We start from the raw sequence: 18,337 nt of genomic DNA on the forward strand, positions 1-18,337 counted from the left end.
GCAATTTAAGACTAGCTCAAAAAGCGTGACGGACATAAAAACATAAGCGGCTTTAGAGATGCTACTCTAAAGCCGCTTATCGTGACACAGATCACACACAATACCAAATCAACATCAAGAACAACAACAAACTCAAAACCAATTTGAAACAATTGACTAGGTTAATGGCATATGCGTCATTGCTGTTATTTGATTAAAGCTGCGCCAATAATTGTGGCACCGCATCAAATAAATCTGCTTCAAGACCATAATCCGCCACTTGGAAAATTGGCGCTTCAGGATCTTTATTGATAGCCACAATCACTTTCGAGTCCTTCATACCCGCCAAGTGTTGAATCGCACCTGAAATACCCACAGCGATATACAGATCTGGCGCAACAATCTTACCGGTTTGCCCCACTTGCAAATCGTTTGGTACAAAGCCCGCATCAACCGCCGCGCGAGACGCACCAAGCGCGCCACCTAGCTTATCGGCTAGTTGCTCTAAAATACCAAAGTTTTCACTATTACCTAATGCGCGGCCGCCAGATACAACGACTGATGCGCTACCTAGCTCTGGACGCTCTGATTCAGTCAGGCTTTGTGTGACAAACTCAACTTGCGGCGCAATGTCTTGAGCTAAAGTGACAAGTTCTGCACTGCCGTCTAAAGCCACGGCATCGAATGCACTAGAGCGCACTGTCATCACTTTTTTATCATCTAAGCTCTGCACAGTCGCTAATGCGTTACCCGCATAAATTGGGCGAACAAAAGTATCGCTGCTAAAAACCTCAATCACTTCTGAAAGTTGCGAAACATCCAATAGCGCAGCAACGCGCGGCAATACATCTTTACCAAAGCTTGAAGCTGCAGCTAATACATGCTCGTAATCAGATGCGATGGCCAGCATAAGATCTGATACGTTTTCAGCAAGATGGTTTGCATAAGATGCACTGTCGGCAACTAATACACTGCGCACGCCACTGAGCTTTTGCGCTTCGCTAGCTACTGCACCACAATCATGGCCAACGACTAATACATCAATATCGCCGCCAATCGCTTGGCCACAAGCAACCACTTTTGCCGTATCAAGTTTCAGGCTGGCGTTATCGTGTTCTGCTAATACTAAAATTGCCATTAGATCACCTTCGCTTCATTTTTTAACTTTTCAACTAGCTCTTCAACAGAACCCACCATGACACCGCCACTGCGCTGTGCAGGCGCATTCACTTTAATAATGTTCTGGTGAGATTTAAGTGTTACGTCAAAATCTGCTGGAGTCAGCGATTCAAGCGGTTTGCGCTTGGCCTTCATGATATTAGGTAGTTTGGCGTAGCGAGGTTCGTTCAAACGCAGATCCGCTGTAACCACAGCAGGTAAAGCGAGATTAACTGTTTGTAGGCCGCCATCAATTTCGCGTGTGACAACTAACTTATCGCCATCAAGCTTAACTTCAGATGCAAATGTTGCCTGTGGCATTTTACCTATCGCAGCTAGCATTTGTCCGGTTTGGTTATTATCACCATCAATTGATTGCTTACCAAGGATCACTAGATCAGTTTGTTCTTTTTGCTGCACAGCATAAATAAGCTTAGCAATTGAAAGTGGCACTAGATCTTCATCTGTTTCGATATGAATTGCGCGATCGGCACCCAGTGCTAAAGCTGTTCTTAATTGCTCTTGTGACGCTTTAGGCCCAATGCTTAACACCACAATTTCAGAGGCGCTGCCTGCTTCCTTTAAACGAACGGCTTCTTCAACCGCAATTTCACAAAATGGGTTAATCGCCATTTTTAAGTTTGCGGTATCAACGCCAGTATTGTCAGCATTTACCCTGACTTTTACGTTGGCATCGACGACCCGTTTAACTGGCACCAATACTTTCATAGGGCTTCCTTCTTACGTCTCTTTTAATGATCGGGATTAAGCAATCAAGATGCAAAATAACGCCAAGCTTAGATTGCTAAAATTAAGCTCACTTTACGTGCTGTTAACGTTAACGTCAACTAGGTTTCAAACACCTGTTCACTCAGGTTGACACTACATTATGTTTGCTTGAATTAAACAGGCATAAAACATTTATTAACCCATATTATTCGTTCTGTTATTCAATTTAACTATTAAAGGATATAAATAGTGAATATGTTTAATTCAAAAATAATATTTGATCCCTAGGCAAATAGTTTCTATTATTTATCTCAATATTGTTATTCCCATCTTATTCTTAATCGGAACTAAATAACTATGAGCGATTTTCTTGAAATATTGACGCATGGCCGTCGTTTTAAAGCTGCAGTTAAAGAATTGTCACTTAATGATTTAAAAGAACTAGCAGTAAAATTAGAAAAGATTATTGAAGAAAAAGCCTCTCAAGAAGCCGAAGAGCAAGAGGCTATGGCAGAGCGTAATGCTAAGATTGAAGAAATTCGTAAGCAAATGGAAGCTATCGGTTTATCAGTAGATGATATTGGTGGCGCAGCAGTTAAAGCAGCTCCTAAAAAGCGTGCTCCTCGTCCAGCTAAATACCAAATTGAAGTTGAAGGCGAAATGGTTAAGTGGACAGGTCAAGGCCGTATGCCAACTGTATTTAAAAATCAGCTTGAGCAAGGCAAAACAATGGAAGACTTCTTGATTTAATTTCAAGTTACTTCCAAAAAGCCCGCAATTATGCGGGCTTTTTCGTTTTTAAGTTAAATTTATTACATTGATAGTTACAAATACTGCTTAGTCATTATTAATAAGTTAGGATATGCTCAACAAATTCCTGTTTATCTAACAATAATAAGTAGAATATGCGTAAACATATAATCAAAGCCCCTATCGCGATACTTAGCTTGTTATACACTCAAGCAGTACTTGCCAACGATCAACTCACCGACAATACCCCGAGACTCACCGCTCTAACCCATGCATCGCTGATGCTAGCGCCCGGGGAAATGCTCGAAAATGCCACTCTATTAATAGAAAACAGTAAAATTAAAGCCATTGTTAAAGATAACGACATTCCCAAGAATGCATTTGTTATCGACCTAACCGGCCACACTATATATCCAGGCTTTATTGACCCATTTACTGATTACGCTATTGAATATGAGCCGGTAGTAGAAGATACATCAGGCCCAGTTTACGAAATAAAGCGAATTGGCGGTAATGCGAGTAACGGTGCGATTCACTCTGAAAAGCAATGGTTTAATTATGTTTACCCAGATAAAGCTCAGGCCAAGAAATGGATAAACAATGGCTTTACTAGCGTACAATCAAGTTATTTAGATGGCATATTCCGTGGCCAAGGCGTGACTTTATCTTTAGCTGATAAGAAAGCTAACGATGTTATATATAATGCAACCACTAGCCAATTTATGGCATTTAACAAAGGCTCATCTATTCAAGACTACCCACAATCATTAATGGGGAGCATGGCATTAATAAGACAAACCTTTGCAGACGCCAATTGGTATAATGCCAATAAAAATAAGAATTCAAACTCAAATACCAGTGTTGAGTTTAATATCGCCTTAGAGCGATTAGCTGATCCTAAGAAACAAAGTTTCATCTTTGATACCAAGAATTTAAATAACCAGCTACGTGCCGCTAAACTATTAAATGAGCATGAGCTGCGCGGCAGCCTAATTGGTAATGGCCGCGAATACGCAAGGTTAGCCGAATTAAAAGATTACCCTTTTAGCCTAGTACTTCCGCTTAATTATCCCGCTGCACCAAAAATAATAGATGGCGACAGTGAGCGCGAGGTCAGCCTTGCCGCTTTAAGACACTGGGAGCGCGCACCAAGTAATTTAACCCTGGTCGAAAATGCTGAAATTCCATTTGCATTAACTCAACATGGCATTGACGCTGATAAGTTTTGGCCAAGATTAAAATTAGCCATTGAACGTGGTCTATCTGAAGAAGCAGCATTAGCGGCATTAACGACTGAAGCTGCCGAAATATCAGGTATTGAGAACTTTGCCGGTAAACTTGAACCAGGCTTTATGGCCGATTTAGTTATTACCGATGGTAATATTTTTACAGACGGTAAAATTGTTAGCATGTGGCTACAAGGCCAAGAGCAGCAGTTGATCAACCGAGACCGCGCCTTGCTTGATAATCAATATCAAATACAGCTGGGTGAACTTAGCCTAGATTTAAAAATTAACCAAACCACACCACTAAGTGGCAGCCTATCAAGTGGCGAGCAAGAAATTACCCTCGCCAATATGAATTATCAGTCGGGCCGACTTACCTTTAGTGCCGATCTATCTGATGCAGGCTTTGACGGCGTTAGCCGCTTCACTTTGTGGTTAGATGAGCAAGGGTTAAGAGGCAGAATGCTTGACGCAAATAACCAAACTCTGCCATTCGGCGGACTAAAGTTAGCGCCATTAACCGAAGAAAACACGGATAAACAAGCAGACAAGGCTTATACGCTGATTTCAAAGCAAACCTCACCTAACGTGGCTTATGGTCTAAACCAGCAGCCGAAGCTAGATAAAGTCCATATTAAAAATGCAACGATTTGGACCTCTGATAAAGCCGGTGTACTGGAAAACAGTGACCTCATTATTGCCCGCGGTAAAATTGAAGAGATAGGCCAAAACCTTAAGACCCCGTCAGGCTTTACCGTAATCGATGCCAGCGGTAAACACATTACAGCAGGTATTATTGATGAGCATTCTCATATCGCCCTCAATGGTGGCACCAATGAAGGCACCGATGCTATTACCTCTGAAGTGCGTATTGGTGATGTAATTAACCCTGATGATATTGCTATCTATCGTAGCCTTTCTGGCGGTGTAACCACAGCGCAACTGCTGCATGGCAGTGCCAATCCAATTGGCGGTCAAGCGCAGGTTATCCAGCTAAAATGGGGGGATAATGCTGAGCAGATGAAGTTTGATGGAGCCCCAGCAAGCATTAAATTTGCTCTTGGTGAAAACGTTAAGCAAAGTAACTGGGGCGATGATTACACCCGCCGCTTCCCACAAAGCCGCATTGGTGTGAAATCACTCTTTAGTGAAGCCTTTAATGAAGCCCTTGCCTATCGCAAAGCACAAAATGACTATAAAAGAATGCGTTCAAGCGAGCGTAGACGCACTGTTGCACCACAATATAACTACCGCTTAGAAGCGATAGCCGAGGTGTTAGAGCAAACGCGTACTATTCACATTCACTCTTATGTGCAATCTGAGATCTTAATGTTCTTGCGTCTAGCTGAAGCCTATAACTTTAAAGTGGGTACCTTCACTCATATTCTTGAGGGTTATAAGGTGGCAGACGAAATGGCTAAACATGGCGCACACGCATCAACCTTTTCTGATTGGTGGGCATATAAGTTTGAAGTATATGATGCCATTCCTCAAAACACCTGCTTGATGCAAGACAAAGGCGTGCTAACCAGTATTAATTCTGATGATTACGAAATGCAGCGCCGTCTCAATCAAGAAGCCGCTAAATCTATGATGTATTGCGGTATGTCTGCTGTTGATGCTTGGAATATGATCACTATTAATCCCGCGATTCAATTAGGCATTGCCGACAAAGTCGGCTCGCTTGTGGAAGACAAACAGGCTGACATCGTACTTTGGGATACTAACCCACTGTCTGTTTATGCCAAAGTTGAGTCAACTTGGATTGACGGTCGCCGCTATTTTGATCGCAAGCAAGATAGACTAGCCCAAGCTAATGTTGCTAAGGAACGTGCCGCTCTCATTCAAAAAGTCCTGTTAAGTGACGATGCCCATAAACAGGGAGAAACACCTATTGATTTGATGGAGCCTGAATGGCACTGCGACACTCACTATAATGCTTGGCAGTCTGCTACAGGAGCGCTGTAATGAAATCTATAACCTCTTTTAAGCAAACTGGTTTTAAGCCAAATGCCTTATTACAAGCCATCGCGCTATTGAGCTTACCAATCAGCTTTATGGCCAATAGCCATGACATGCTGCCAACAGCAGCCCAAAGCCAGCCGATCCTGTTTACCAATGCTACGGTGCACACAGTTACCAATGGCGTTATGCTCGATAGTGATGTGCTTATTGCTGACGGCAAGGTGATTGCGGTATCAAAAGATTTAGAGCTTACAACCGAACCAGCTGCTACATCGGCTACGGTGCAACAATCTGACTATGCCCAATTAAATAATCAAGCCCAATTAATTAACCAAGCAGAGCTAATTAGCCAAGCGCAAATCATCGATGCTAGCGACAAACACTTGTATCCAGGGCTTATTGCGCTTGATACAACTATGGGTTTAGTTGAAGTAGAAATGATGCGCCCAAGTAACGATGCCTATGAAGTGGGCTTTATTAATCCGCAGTTAGAAGCAATTACCGCGTTTAATCCAGACTCAGAAATTATTCCAACAGTCAGAGTTAATGGCATTACTCATGCGCAAGTTGTACCTCAAGGCGACGGTTTATCAGGACAATCGGCTTTAGTTTCAATGGACAGTTGGACAATTGAAGATGCGCTAGTTGAATCGAATAAACAATTTCATCTGTATTGGCCCCACGTTCGCTGGTTATCCAAAGATGATGATAAGCGTAAGGAGCAATTAGCCGATCTTGAACGCCGTATTACTAAGGTGTTCGATGCATTTGCTGATGGCCAGCGTTATTTACTAGCAAAGCAAGCGGGTAAAATCGATAAGATAGATCTTCGCTGGCAAGCACTTGCGCCGCTGTATGAAGGCAATGCTCAACTATTTATTCACGCCCAATCACAGCAACAAATTGAACAAGCCATCACGCTGGCCAAGCAATACAACTTTAGCATTGTTATTGTAGGCGGATACGATGCATGGCGAATAGCAGATGCGTTAGCAGAGGTCGATGCTAAGGTGGTTTATAATCAGACTCTCGCCTTACCAAAGCGTAAAGATGAACCAATTGATTTAGCCTTTAAGATCCCAGCGCTACTTAAGCAAGCACAAGTACCTTTTGCCTTAGGTTTCTCATCAGACTGGAATAGCCGTAACCTGCCCTTTGCTGCCGGGCAAAGCGTCGCTTACGGACTAACCAAAGATGAAGCACTGCAAAGCATTACTTTAGATGCTGCTAAGATATTGGATATTGACGATATGGGGGCAATAGCCCCAGGCTTTAAAGCCAATATTATTTTGGCGACGGGCGATATTTTAGATCCTATGCAAGCCGGTATTGAGTCTATCTATATTGATGGTCGCAAAATTGATTTGAATAATCGTCATCAACAGCTATATCAAAAGTATCTAAAGCGCTAGAATTTCAGACTTATAGCGCAATAAAAGTAAATCCTTTAAAAAGTGCTCTTAATGAGCACTTTTTTATTTGCCACAAAATGTCGGCCGTTAATGGCATTACCTCAGAATCATTCAACTCCTACGAAGCTCTCTACAAGCTCTCGTTGAACGATAATATCCTGATACTAGTAGATATAGTTAAGCTTTAAACAACGCGAATCCATAACTAGGTAAAGTGAGGTTATTAGTTTGTATCGATGCTCGTTGAGGACCAATAGAATCAAGTCTATTAACGAGTGAATCAACATATGAATCAGAGATTTCAGAGTCGCCTAAGTTAAAAATACACAGTACATTTTGCTGTTCGCTACGGCGCCAAAAACCAAGTAAGGGTTCTGGTAAGTTAATAAACTCAATTTCCCCCTCTATGAGCGCTTGTTGCAGCTTGCGCCAATGCAAAAACGCTTGGCTATGACGTAACACCGACTGCGGGTCCTCACGCTGCAGATCGACTGCTCGTGCTAGATGGCTCTTTGCTATCGGCAACCACGGTTCAACACTAGTAAAGGCCGCTTGGTTTTCAGCGTGTAACCAAGGCATAGGAGTGCGGCAACCATCACGACCTTTAAAGTTAGGCCAAAAGCTTATGCCGTATGGGTCTTGTAACTTATCGAATGGAATTTCAGCTTCGGTTAACCCTAACTCTTCACCTTGATATAGACATAAACTACCGCGTATACACCCTAAAAGTGTATTAAGCATTTTAGCTTGAGCCGGCGTTGCTTCGCCCATACTCCACCGGCTAGCTACACGGGTAACGTCATGATTACTAAATGCCCAACATGGCCATCCACCACTGATTTTCTGTTCGAGATTTTCAACGGTTTCACGGATATAAGCCGCACTGTAATCTGGGGTTAATAATTCAAAGCTGTAACCCATATGCAATCTACCCGTTTGGGTATATTCTGCCATCGTGGCTAATGAATCTTCTGAAGATATTTCGCCCAAAGAACAGGTACCCGGATAGCGATCCATTAATTGTCGCAGTTTTTCAATAAACTCTAGGTTTTCGGGCTGGGTGTTATTGTAGCAATGGTACTGAAACGCGTATGGATTATCGGTGCTAAAGCCACGGCCTTGGCGCTCTAATGGCGGCTTAGCAGGATTGTCTCTCAGGGCTTTATCGTGAAAGCAGAAGTTAATCGCATCAAGCCTTAAGCCATCAACCCCCCGTTTAAGCCAAAACTCAACATTATCGAGTACAGCTTTACGCACGTCAGGATGGTGGAAGTTAAGGTCGGGTTGGCTACTTAGAAAATTATGTAAGTAATATTGCCCACGCCTAGGTTCCCATTGCCATGCGCCACCACCAAAGATAGATAACCAATTGTTAGGAGGTGTACCATCAGGATTGGCATCAGCCCATACATACCAATCTGCTTTAGCATTGTTACGATCTTGGCGACTTTCTAGAAACCAAGCATGTTGATCAGATGTATGACTCAGCACTTGATCTATCATCACCTTCAAATCCAGACCGTGTGCTTTATCCAACAAGGTATCAAAATCTTTTAACGTACCAAATAAAGGGTCGACATCGCGATAATCACTAATGTCGTAACCAAAATCTGCCATTGGTGATTTAAAGAATGGCGAAATCCAAATACCATCTACACCTAGCTCAGCGACATAGTCAAGTTTCTCGATTATACCGGGCAGGTCCCCTACCCCATCATGATTACTATCAGAAAAACTTCTTGGGTAAATTTGATAGATAGCTGCACCGCGCCACCATTCTTTATTATTCATATTATAAACCTCTGGAAACTCGACACTTAACAGTAAGCCAAGTGTTATACGCACGATCTAAAAGTAGATCTGACGTTTATTTGCAACAAAGGTAAGCTGCTGACAACTCAAGGTCAATTTACATACGTATGCAAGATCCCCTTCCTTTCAATACAAACCTAAACCACTGTTTTATTTATAATTTAAAATATAGATTTAACGTTTAGCAAAATAAGAAGCACTGTTTTAGTGATTAAACCACCAATCTAAGTTAATAATAGATTGCACAATTATTAATAGAGTGCTGCAATACACATCTGCCACGCACAACTTCAACTTAAAATTTACCTGAACAATAACAATGATTTAAGTAAGGAAGGTATTTTACAGCCATCTAATCCATTCGAGCTTTTGCAAGAGAATTGTCACAAAATTGCTAAACACAATGCCATGAATACGTATGCAGTAATTTGTCTTTAGGGCTTTCACAGTGCGAAGGTCATTGCGTTAACAACATTACTCTTGCTTGGTTTGATTATTGACTGACGTTTGTGGTCGTGTATTCGTTCAAAACAGACAAGCAAAATTAAAATAAAAATAACATCTGGAGGGGAACATATGTCAGTGTTCAAACCGAGTCTGATTATGATGGCGTTAAGTGTCGCTGGTTTTAGCTATACAGTGACCGCAGCAGAAGAAACAAGCACTGTGGCTGATGAGCCTATTGAGGTCATTGAAGTGTCGGGGATCCGCGGCAGTATGCGAGCGACACAAGCAATAAAGATGTCATCTAAAGAAGTTGTCGAGTCTATTAATGCAGAAGAGATTGGTAAATTACCCGATGTGAGTATTGCAGAGTCACTCGCACGTTTACCAGGCCTTGCCGCTCAGCGACTTGATGGTCGCGCTAACGTCGTATCGATTCGTGGTCTCGCACCTGATTTTACCACAGCAACACTAAACGGCCGTGAGCAAGTAACTGTAGGTGACAACCGTGGGGTTGAGTTTGACCAATACCCTTCAGAGCTTATTAACTCTGTGGTTGTATATAAAACACCTAACGCAGCGTTATTGTCTCAAGCTATTGGTGGTACTGTAGATATGCGTACCGTTAAGCCTTTATCATTTGATGATCGCGTATTCGCAGTCAATGCTCGTGGGGAATATAACGACTTAGGTAAGCTCAATTCAGACGGTAAGGATAAAGGTTATCGTGCTAGTGTGTCTTATATCGACCAATTCCTTGATGATACTGTTGGTGTCGCACTGGGCTATGCAAAACTTTACTCACCAAATCAAGAAGAACGCTGGCAGGCATGGGGCTACCCAACCCTTGATGATAGTGCAGACAGCCCGCTAGTCCTAGGTGGGGCAAAACCTTATGTTCGCTCTAGCCTATTAGAGCGTGATGGCTTAATGCTAGTTGTCGATTACCAGCCAAACCAAGATTTTAGCTCTACGTTCGATGCCTATTACACTAAATTTAGTGATGAACAATTACTACGTGGTATTGAGATCCCAGGTTCATGGGGCAGTGGCTGGGCGAATGATGGCGTGACCTCGTTAGCAGAGAGCAACGGCCTAGTCACTGAAGGGATTATTCAAAACTCTAAAGTACTAGTGCGTAACGATGTTAATAAGCGTGAAGCGGATACCTATGCACTCGGTTGGAATGGTAACTACCTAATAAATAATGACTGGAGCGCAGAACTTGATCTGTCTTACTCAAAAGCAGACCGTACTGACTTTGGTTTAGAAACTTATTCAGGCACCAGCCGTGGTAATGGCTGCACTCCAGGTGGATGTGAAGATTTAGCCTTTGAAATGCAAGGCGACCGTGGTGCAACTTTCCACCCATCAATTAACTATGCCGACCCAACACTCGTACAACTTGGTGGACCATTTAGCTGGGGTAACGGTGTAACAGTGCCTGGCGATGCTCAAGATGGTTTTATTAATACACCAAGCATTACTGACGAGCTTTCTGCAGTGCGTTTAAGTGCCGAGCGTTTAATTACTGATGGACCAATCGATGCAATTGAGTTTGGTGTTAAATACAGCACACGTGAAAAAGCTAAAAAAGATGAAGGTTTCTTCCTAACGTTAAACAACTACCCAGATACCATGGCTGTTCCAGCTGAGTACCTGCTTTCTCCAACCTCTTTAGACTTCATCGGTATGGGTGATATTCTCACTTATGATGCGGAAGCACTCTATAACAGCGGGATCTACGACATCACTTCAGAAGGTGAAACGGTTGCTAGCCGTGCAACTAACACTTGGAGTGTAAAAGAAGATGTCACCATTGGTTATGTAATGGCATCAATCGACACCGAGCTTGCTGATCGCGGTCTTGTAGGTAACTTTGGGTTACAAGTGGTACACACTAAACAAGAATCTACAGGTAAAGCTGCCACGGTGGGTGATGATGGCACGGTATCGATTCAAGATAACACCGGTGGTGACACATACACCGAATGGCTACCAAGCGTTAACCTTGCATGGCAAGTACTTGACGGACATCAAGTTCGATTTGCTGCTGTACGTTCACTTTCTCGCGCTCGCATGGATAAAATGAACGCCAGCCTAAGCTACAACTACGACCAATCACTTTCGGGTAGTACTGACATCAACAATTCACCTTGGAGCGGCAACGGAGGTAACCCTGAGCTTAAACCTTGGATGGCATGGCAGTACGATCTTGGTTACGAGATCTACCTAGATGAAGGTTACTTTGCTTTTGGCGCTTTCTATAAAGACTTAGAAAACTACGTTTATGACGAGTCTATCACTTATAACTTCAGTGACATTACAGTGCCAGATCCACAGCCAGCGCTACAAGAGGGTCTGTTCACTAGCCCTCAAAACGGTAATGGCGGTTATATTCGCGGACTAGAGTTCTCAGCTCATGTTACAGGTGCAGTAATTACTGACAGCCTATCTGGTTTTGGTGTGATTCTAAGTGGTGCATATAACGAAAGTGAAGTGCAAGAAAACGATGAATCAGATCCAATCGACTTACCGGGTCTTTCTGAGAAAGTCGCCAACGCAACGCTGTATTTTGAAGACTATGGCTTTCAAGCCCGTGTCAGCGCACGCTACCGTAGTGACTTCTTAGGTGAAGTAACTGGCCGCTCGCTAGCTCGTGACCAAGTGTATGTTAAATCTGAAACCTTAGTGGACGCACAAGTTGGCTACGACCTCACTGAATTTGGTGTTGATGGTCTGTCGGTGCTATTGCAGGTAAATAACTTAACTGACGAGCCCTTTGTGACTTATCAAAATGGAGATACCCGCCAGATCCGTGATTACCAGCAATACGGTCGTAACTACATGTTAGGTGTTAACTACACATTCTAGAGATCTATGCTAGAGGTGAGCATTAACGCTCCCTCTAGCAATAACCTAGAAGTTCGCAGAGGTGCTAGAGATGAAAAAGCTAGTGATAGTCGGTGGTGGAAGTAGCGGCTGGATGGCTGCAGCAATGCTGAGTAAAACCTTAGGCAACCAAGTACAGATCACTGTGATAGAGTCTACTAGCATAGCCAGTGTTGGGGTTGGCGAAGCATCAATCCCACCGCTGACATCATTTAATCAAGCACTTGGTTTGAATCAACAAGCCTTTATGACAGCCACCAAAGCCAGCATTAAATTGGGGATCCAATTTGAAGGCTGGAACACACCTACAGATAATTATATTCATGCATTTGGTGATATAGGCCGCCCCCTCGGTTTAATGGGCTTTCATCACGCATGGTTAAAGCAACAACAATCGTCTTCAACATTTTGGGACTATTCATTTAATGCGATGGCAGCTAAAGCAGGACGCTTCGGTTTTAGCCACACAAATAGTGCCACTAACACCAGTAACCCGATAGCCGATCTCACTCATGCTTATCATTTTGATGCAATTGAATATGCCAACGTTCTCAAGCAATTTTGTTTAAAACAAGGCGTTAAACATCTGATAGCCACAGTTAATAAGGTTGAATTATGTAAAAATAACACCAATATTCAGCGCTTAATCTTAGATAGCCAGCAGATTATAGATGGCGATATCTTCATCGATTGTTCAGGCTTTAAAAGCCTATTATTAAGTGAAGCATTAAACACCGAATTTATTGATTGGAGTGACTTACTCCCTTGTGACAGAGCATGGGCTGTGCCCTGTGAAAATGACGCCAACACTTCAATCTCACCTTATACCCGCTCTATTGCCCATAAGGGCGGGTGGCAGTGGCAAATTCCGCTTCAACACCGCAGCGGTAATGGCATGGTATTCTCCAGCCGTTTTTGGTCAGAGGAACAAGCATTAGAGTGCTTATTGGCAAATTTACCCGGCAAATCATTAGCAGAGCCTAAATTAATACGATTTAAAACCGGTCGCCGAGCAAAGCAATGGCAAGGAAACTGCATTGCATTAGGGCTAGCCAGCGGCTTTTTAGAGCCTCTTGAGTCCACCAGCATTCATCTGGTGCAATCAGGTATTTTACGCCTTATAAAACTGTTTCCACAAAGTAATGATTTTGCAGCCTTACGCCAAGAGTTTAACCGCCAGTCTGCACGTGAATTTGAGCAAATTCGTGACTTTTTAGTCTTGCACTATCATCTTAACAGGCGTGAAGAGCCACTCTGGCAATATTGCCAGAAAATGCCTATTCCGCCAGAACTACAAAGACGAATCGACCTATTTAAAGCCTGCGGCCATGTGGAGCGCGAACAACATGAACTGTTTGCCGAACCGGCATGGTTACAAGTGATGTTGGGCCAAGGCATACAGCCGACTCTCCATCACCCCATCGCCAATGGCATCAATCTTAACGACTTAAATCGTTATCTTTTAGACCTACAACAACTGATTAATGCAAGAGTGGTGCAATTGCCGACTCATCAGCAGTTTTTAGCCCAGTATTGCCCGGCCAATTCGCACTAATTTCACAGAATAAAACCTAGAGGTATACATGAAATACTCTCCTTTAATAACAAAGATCCTGGCACTTGGTGCGGCGCTTTTGTTATCTCCTACAAGTTACGCATCTCAGCCTTTAGCCGCAGAAGCAGGCACCACTAATGAGGCAGCGAAAAGACCGGTGATATATCAAGTATTCACTCGCGTGTTTAGTAACCAAAACACCCATAACCAGCCATGGGGTACTGTGGAGCAAAATGGCAGCGGCAAGTTTAATGACATCAACGATGCCGCCCTCGCCTCGATTGCAGACTTAGGCGTGACCCACATCTGGTATACCGGCATTTTACACCACGCCTCGGTGACTGATCACAGCGCGCTAGGCCTTAAACTTGATGATCCCGATGTCGTAAAGGGACGCGCGGGTTCACCTTATGCGATTCGGGATTACTATAACGTTAACCCCGATCTTGCCGTTAACCCAGCTGAGCGCTTAGCGGAATTTACCGCGTTGGTAAAACGCAGCCAACGTCATGGTCTTAAAGTCATAATCGATTTAGTGCCAAACCATGTCGCCCGAGACTATCACTCTTATAGCCAGCCTGAAGGCGTGAAAGATTTTGGTGAAAATGATGATAAAACCAAAGCCTACGCCATCGATAATAATTTTTACTACGCCACAGAGAAACCTTTTGAAGTACCTTTATGGCGCGATGATTACCAAGTACTTGGCGGTGAGTCTCATCCCGCTGCAGACGGTAAATTTACTGAAGTCCCCGCTAAATGGACCGGTAATGGCAGCCGCAATGCTCGCCCAGATATGAATGATTGGTATGAAACGGTAAAGCTTAACTACGGGGTTCGTCTAGATGGCAGTTATGATTTTCCTTCACTGCCTGAACATTTACGTCAGGCCTCATGGCAGCAGCATTATGCGTTTTGGCAGGGTAAGAAAATACCGGATACATGGGTTAAGTTTAATCAAATTGCTCAATACTGGTTAGCCTTAGGCGTTGATGGTTTCCGCTTTGATGTGGCTGAGCTAGTACCGGTTGAATTTTGGAGTTACCTCAATAGTTCAATTAAACATAGTCAATCTGACGCGTTTTTATTAGCTGAAGTTTATCAACCAGAATTGTTTCGTGATTATCTTCAGCTCGGAAAAATGGATTACCTCTATAACAAGGTTGATCTTTACGACTCACTCAAAGCGGTGATCCGCGCTGAAGCTAAACCTGACACCTTAGTTGAAACCATTGAGCGTAATCTCGATATTGATGCAGCTATGGTTAACTTTCTAGAAAATCATGATGAGCAACGTATCGCCCACCCTGACTTTGCAGGCAGTGCTGAAAAAGCCTTACCTGCAATGACTGTTAGCGCCACAGTAGGTAATGGGCCAGTGATGTTGTATTTCGCTCAAGAAGTCGGTGAAGCAGCACTAAAAGATGCTGGTTTTGGTAAAGCGAGCCGCACTACCATCTTCGATTATTGGGGACTTGAGTCAATGCAAGGCTGGATTAATGAAGGACAATTTGATGGCGCTGGTTTATCAGCAAAACAACAAAGCCTGCGCAGTCAATATCAGCAGTTATTAAAAGCCAGTCAGCACCCTGCACTTCAAGGTCACTACCAAGACCTACATAGTACAAACTTACAGCAAGATAACTACGACCCGCAGGTGTTTAGCTTTGCCCGTTGGCATGGTGATGCACGTGCTGTTGTGCTAGCTAACTTTACTGATTCAAGTAAAACAATCAGCGTTAAGTTGCCAGCCTCATTGATAAAAACATGGCAGCTTGCACCTGGTCGTTATGCACTTAAAAACCTACTAAGCACTCAAATGCAGTCTCAAGCGCAACTAACAGTTGGCGCTGGCAAAGCAAAGATAAGTCTAACCTTGCCAAGTTATGGTAGCCAAATTCTTATCATGCCTGCGGCGCAATAAGGAATACAATAATGCGTATTTTACTGTTAAGTTTTGCAGTTGCGGGTTTACTCAACTTACCTGTACTCGCTAATCAAATCGCTAAGCCACAACCTAATGTATTGATTAACTGGCAACAAACTGACACCCAATTAAAGCTAAACACCTTAAGTGGTTTAGTGACACTTTCAGCTTACGGTGCCGGCGCTGTATTGGTTGATTATGCCAATAACGATACCGTCACCTTGCCAAACTACGCAATTGCAGAGAATCGCACTCCAACAAAAGGCGCTTTGACGACATTAGCACATGGTTTAAATTACTGTGCGCCACAGCTCTGTGTTGAAATTAACAAAGAGCCTTTTGCATTAAGGTTTTTAGAGGCAGAACATTCAAAAGTAATCTCCAGCACACCACTTGTTGAAGAGGAAGCTGGCTTAGTGTTAACCAACACTGAACGTGGTTTTAGATTCAAACTTGATAAAAATGAGAAACTCCTCGGTGGTGGCCAACGTGTATTAGGCATGAACAGGCGCGGCCACAAGCTACCGTTATATAACAAGGCAGCCTATGGGTATGGCGAACGTGCAGAGCAAATGTATTACAGCTTGCCTGCGGTTATGTCATCTAAACGATATGCGCTGCTCTTTGATAATAGTGGGACAGGCAGCTTAGACCTCGGTAAAACTGCCCCGGATATTCTTGAGTTTTCAGCTCAATCTGGGCGCACTTCTTATCTTGTCGCAGCTGGTAAAGATTACCCCAAGCTAGTGGAAAACTTAACCTACGCTATTGGTCGCCAACCACTGCCGCCCCGTTGGTCATTAGGTAATTTTGCCTCACGATTTGGCTATCGTACTCAAGATGAAGTCGTGCAAACCGTGGCTAAATTTGCTAAGCAGGACTTCCCATTAGATGCTTTAGTACTCGATCTATACTGGTTTGGTAAAGATATTAAAGGTCATATGGGTAAACTGGACTGGGACACTCAAGCATTCCCTGAACCTGAAAAGATGATCAGCGACCTTGCCAATGCAGGCGTGAATACCGTGCTTATTACCGAGCCTTTTATTTTAACTAACACTGAGCGTTGGCATGACGCGAAAGCCAACAACGCTCTTGCTATTGATAGTGAAGGCAAGGTCGGCACGTTTGACTTTTATTTTGGTAATACCTCATTAGTCGATGTGTTTTCTAAAGAGGGGCAGCAATGGTTCGGCGATATTTACTACAAACTGATGCAGCAAGGCGTTGCTGGTTGGTGGGGTGACTTAGGCGAGCCAGAAGTTCATCCATCAACTCTATACCATAGGCTTGAACAGTCGCTTGACAGTAATGTTAACGCCACCATGGTCAATGCAGATACCCTGCATAATGTTTATGGTCATCAGTGGGCTGCAATGCTGTCAGATAAATTACAACAATGGCAACCACAGCAGCGCCCGATGATTATGATGCGCTCAGGCTTTATCGGAAGCCAACGTTACGGCATGTTGCCATGGACCGGGGATGTTGCTCGCAGCTGGAGTGGACTCAAACCGCAAGTTGAACTAAGCCTACAAATGGGTATGTTTGGATTAGGCTATACTCACTCAGATCTGGGTGGCTTTGCCGGTGGCGAGCAATTTGACCCAGAGCTTTATACGCGCTGGTTACAATACGGTGTATTTCAACCTATCTATCGACCTCATGCCCAAGATCATATTGCGCCAGAGCCGGTATTTCACAGTGATGAAGTGCAGCAAAGACTTAGACCCTTCGTCAAGCTTAGATATCAGTTACTGCCCTATATTTACACCTTAGCTTATCAAAATAGCTTATCCGGTCTGCCTTTTATGCGTCCGTTAATGTTTTTAGATCCTCTACAGTTTGACAATAAAGACTCGTATCTATTTGGTGATGCCATGTTAGTTACCCCTGTGGTCGACCCCTGTGTAAAGCTGGTTAAAGTTGAACTGCCCAAAGGTGTTTGGTTTGATTATTTCAGTGATGAACGCTTTGAAGGTGGCCAACAAGTTACTCAGGCAGTAAACATGGATACCCTTCCAGTATTAGTGCGCGCAGGTAGCTTTATTCCTACGCTGAATAATCCTCAAACAGCGACAGGTACCCTCCTCGGCAGTAAAGACTATCAAACCCAACAACTGAACCTTGATTACTATTTTGATGCCAGTGTCAGCACTAGTCACGGTGAAATGTTCGATGATGACGGCGTTACGCCAAATACTTTGGCCCTTGGACAGTATGAGTTACTTAAGTTTGACTCGCGGGTAAGTAATGGGAAATTAACTATTAATATTGAATCTCAAGGACAAGTTCGCTGGCCTGAAGGGCGTCAAATTACATTGAGTATTTTGCAGTTAGCAGCACCGCCAACTCAAGTTGAAGTTAATGACCAATCACAACCTCTGCAGTGGCAATCTGGGCGCTTAAGTGTGTCATTTACACTGTTAGGGACCCAAGCAACAAGCAAAATCGAGATCTCATTGGCAGCGAATTCCCCTTCATGAAT

The 18,337-nt window shown here is 43.4% G+C and carries 10 protein-coding genes; 7 read left to right on the forward strand and 3 right to left on the reverse strand.

Going from position 1 to position 18,337, the window contains the following annotated elements:
* Positions 1 to 193: 193 nt before the first annotated feature.
* Together MSG37_RS05380 and MSG37_RS05385 are read right to left on the reverse strand one after the other, a co-directional pair.
* A complete protein-coding gene (locus MSG37_RS05380) occupies positions 194 to 1,117 on the reverse strand; it encodes an FAD-binding protein (RefSeq protein ID WP_248469545.1) in 924 nt (307 codons plus the stop codon).
* Entirely contained in the window at positions 1,117 to 1,866 is a 750-nt protein-coding gene (locus MSG37_RS05385) for an electron transfer flavoprotein subunit beta/FixA family protein (RefSeq protein WP_248469546.1), read from the reverse strand. Before MSG37_RS05385 ends, MSG37_RS05380 begins: the two co-directional genes overlap by 1 nt.
* 357 nt (positions 1,867 to 2,223) lie before the next feature.
* On the opposite strand from MSG37_RS05385, the gene MSG37_RS05390 reads away from it, so the two are divergent.
* The 3 genes from MSG37_RS05390 (at position 2,224) to MSG37_RS05400 (ending at position 7,219) form a co-directional block, all read left to right on the forward strand.
* Positions 2,224 to 2,616, forward strand: a complete 393-nt coding sequence (locus MSG37_RS05390) for an H-NS family nucleoid-associated regulatory protein (protein WP_248469547.1) — start codon at positions 2,224 to 2,226, stop codon at positions 2,614 to 2,616.
* A gap of 155 nt (positions 2,617 to 2,771) precedes the next feature.
* Positions 2,772 to 5,810 carry an amidohydrolase family protein gene (locus MSG37_RS05395; protein ID WP_248469548.1) on the forward strand — a complete coding sequence of 1,013 codons (3,039 nt, stop codon included), beginning with the start codon at positions 2,772 to 2,774 and terminating at the stop codon, positions 5,808 to 5,810.
* Entirely contained in the window at positions 5,810 to 7,219 is a 1,410-nt protein-coding gene (locus MSG37_RS05400) for an amidohydrolase family protein (RefSeq protein ID WP_248469549.1), read from the forward strand. The genes MSG37_RS05395 and MSG37_RS05400 overlap by 1 nt, the downstream gene beginning before the upstream one ends.
* 177 nt (positions 7,220 to 7,396) lie before the next feature.
* On the opposite strand, the gene MSG37_RS05405 is transcribed toward MSG37_RS05400, so the two are convergent.
* Entirely contained in the window at positions 7,397 to 9,010 is a 1,614-nt protein-coding gene (locus tag MSG37_RS05405; protein ID WP_248469550.1) for an alpha-amylase family glycosyl hydrolase, read from the reverse strand.
* A 597-nt stretch (positions 9,011 to 9,607) separates the two neighbouring features.
* On the opposite strand from MSG37_RS05405, the gene MSG37_RS05410 reads away from it, so the two are divergent.
* The 4 genes from MSG37_RS05410 to MSG37_RS05425 all read left to right on the forward strand — a co-directional run bounded on the left by MSG37_RS05410 (position 9,608) and on the right by MSG37_RS05425 (position 18,335).
* Positions 9,608 to 12,349: a TonB-dependent receptor gene (locus tag MSG37_RS05410; RefSeq protein WP_248469551.1), complete on the forward strand. Its 2,742-nt coding sequence runs from the start codon at positions 9,608 to 9,610 to the stop codon at positions 12,347 to 12,349.
* A 61-nt stretch (positions 12,350 to 12,410) separates the two neighbouring features.
* Complete coding sequence (locus MSG37_RS05415) at positions 12,411 to 13,922, forward strand: tryptophan halogenase family protein (protein ID WP_248469552.1); 1,512 nt, start codon at positions 12,411 to 12,413, stop codon at positions 13,920 to 13,922.
* A gap of 28 nt (positions 13,923 to 13,950) precedes the next feature.
* Entirely contained in the window at positions 13,951 to 15,846 is a 1,896-nt protein-coding gene (locus MSG37_RS05420) for an alpha-amylase family glycosyl hydrolase (protein WP_248469553.1), read from the forward strand.
* 11 nt (positions 15,847 to 15,857) lie between these two features.
* The gene (locus MSG37_RS05425; protein ID WP_248469554.1) at positions 15,858 to 18,335 is read left to right on the forward strand and encodes a TIM-barrel domain-containing protein; all 2,478 of its coding nucleotides are present in this window, start codon (positions 15,858 to 15,860) and stop codon (positions 18,333 to 18,335) included.
* Positions 18,336 to 18,337 lie beyond the last annotated feature (2 nt).

The organism is Shewanella sp. 1CM18E (assembly GCF_023161665.1).
Classification (GTDB): domain Bacteria; phylum Pseudomonadota; class Gammaproteobacteria; order Enterobacterales; family Shewanellaceae; genus Shewanella.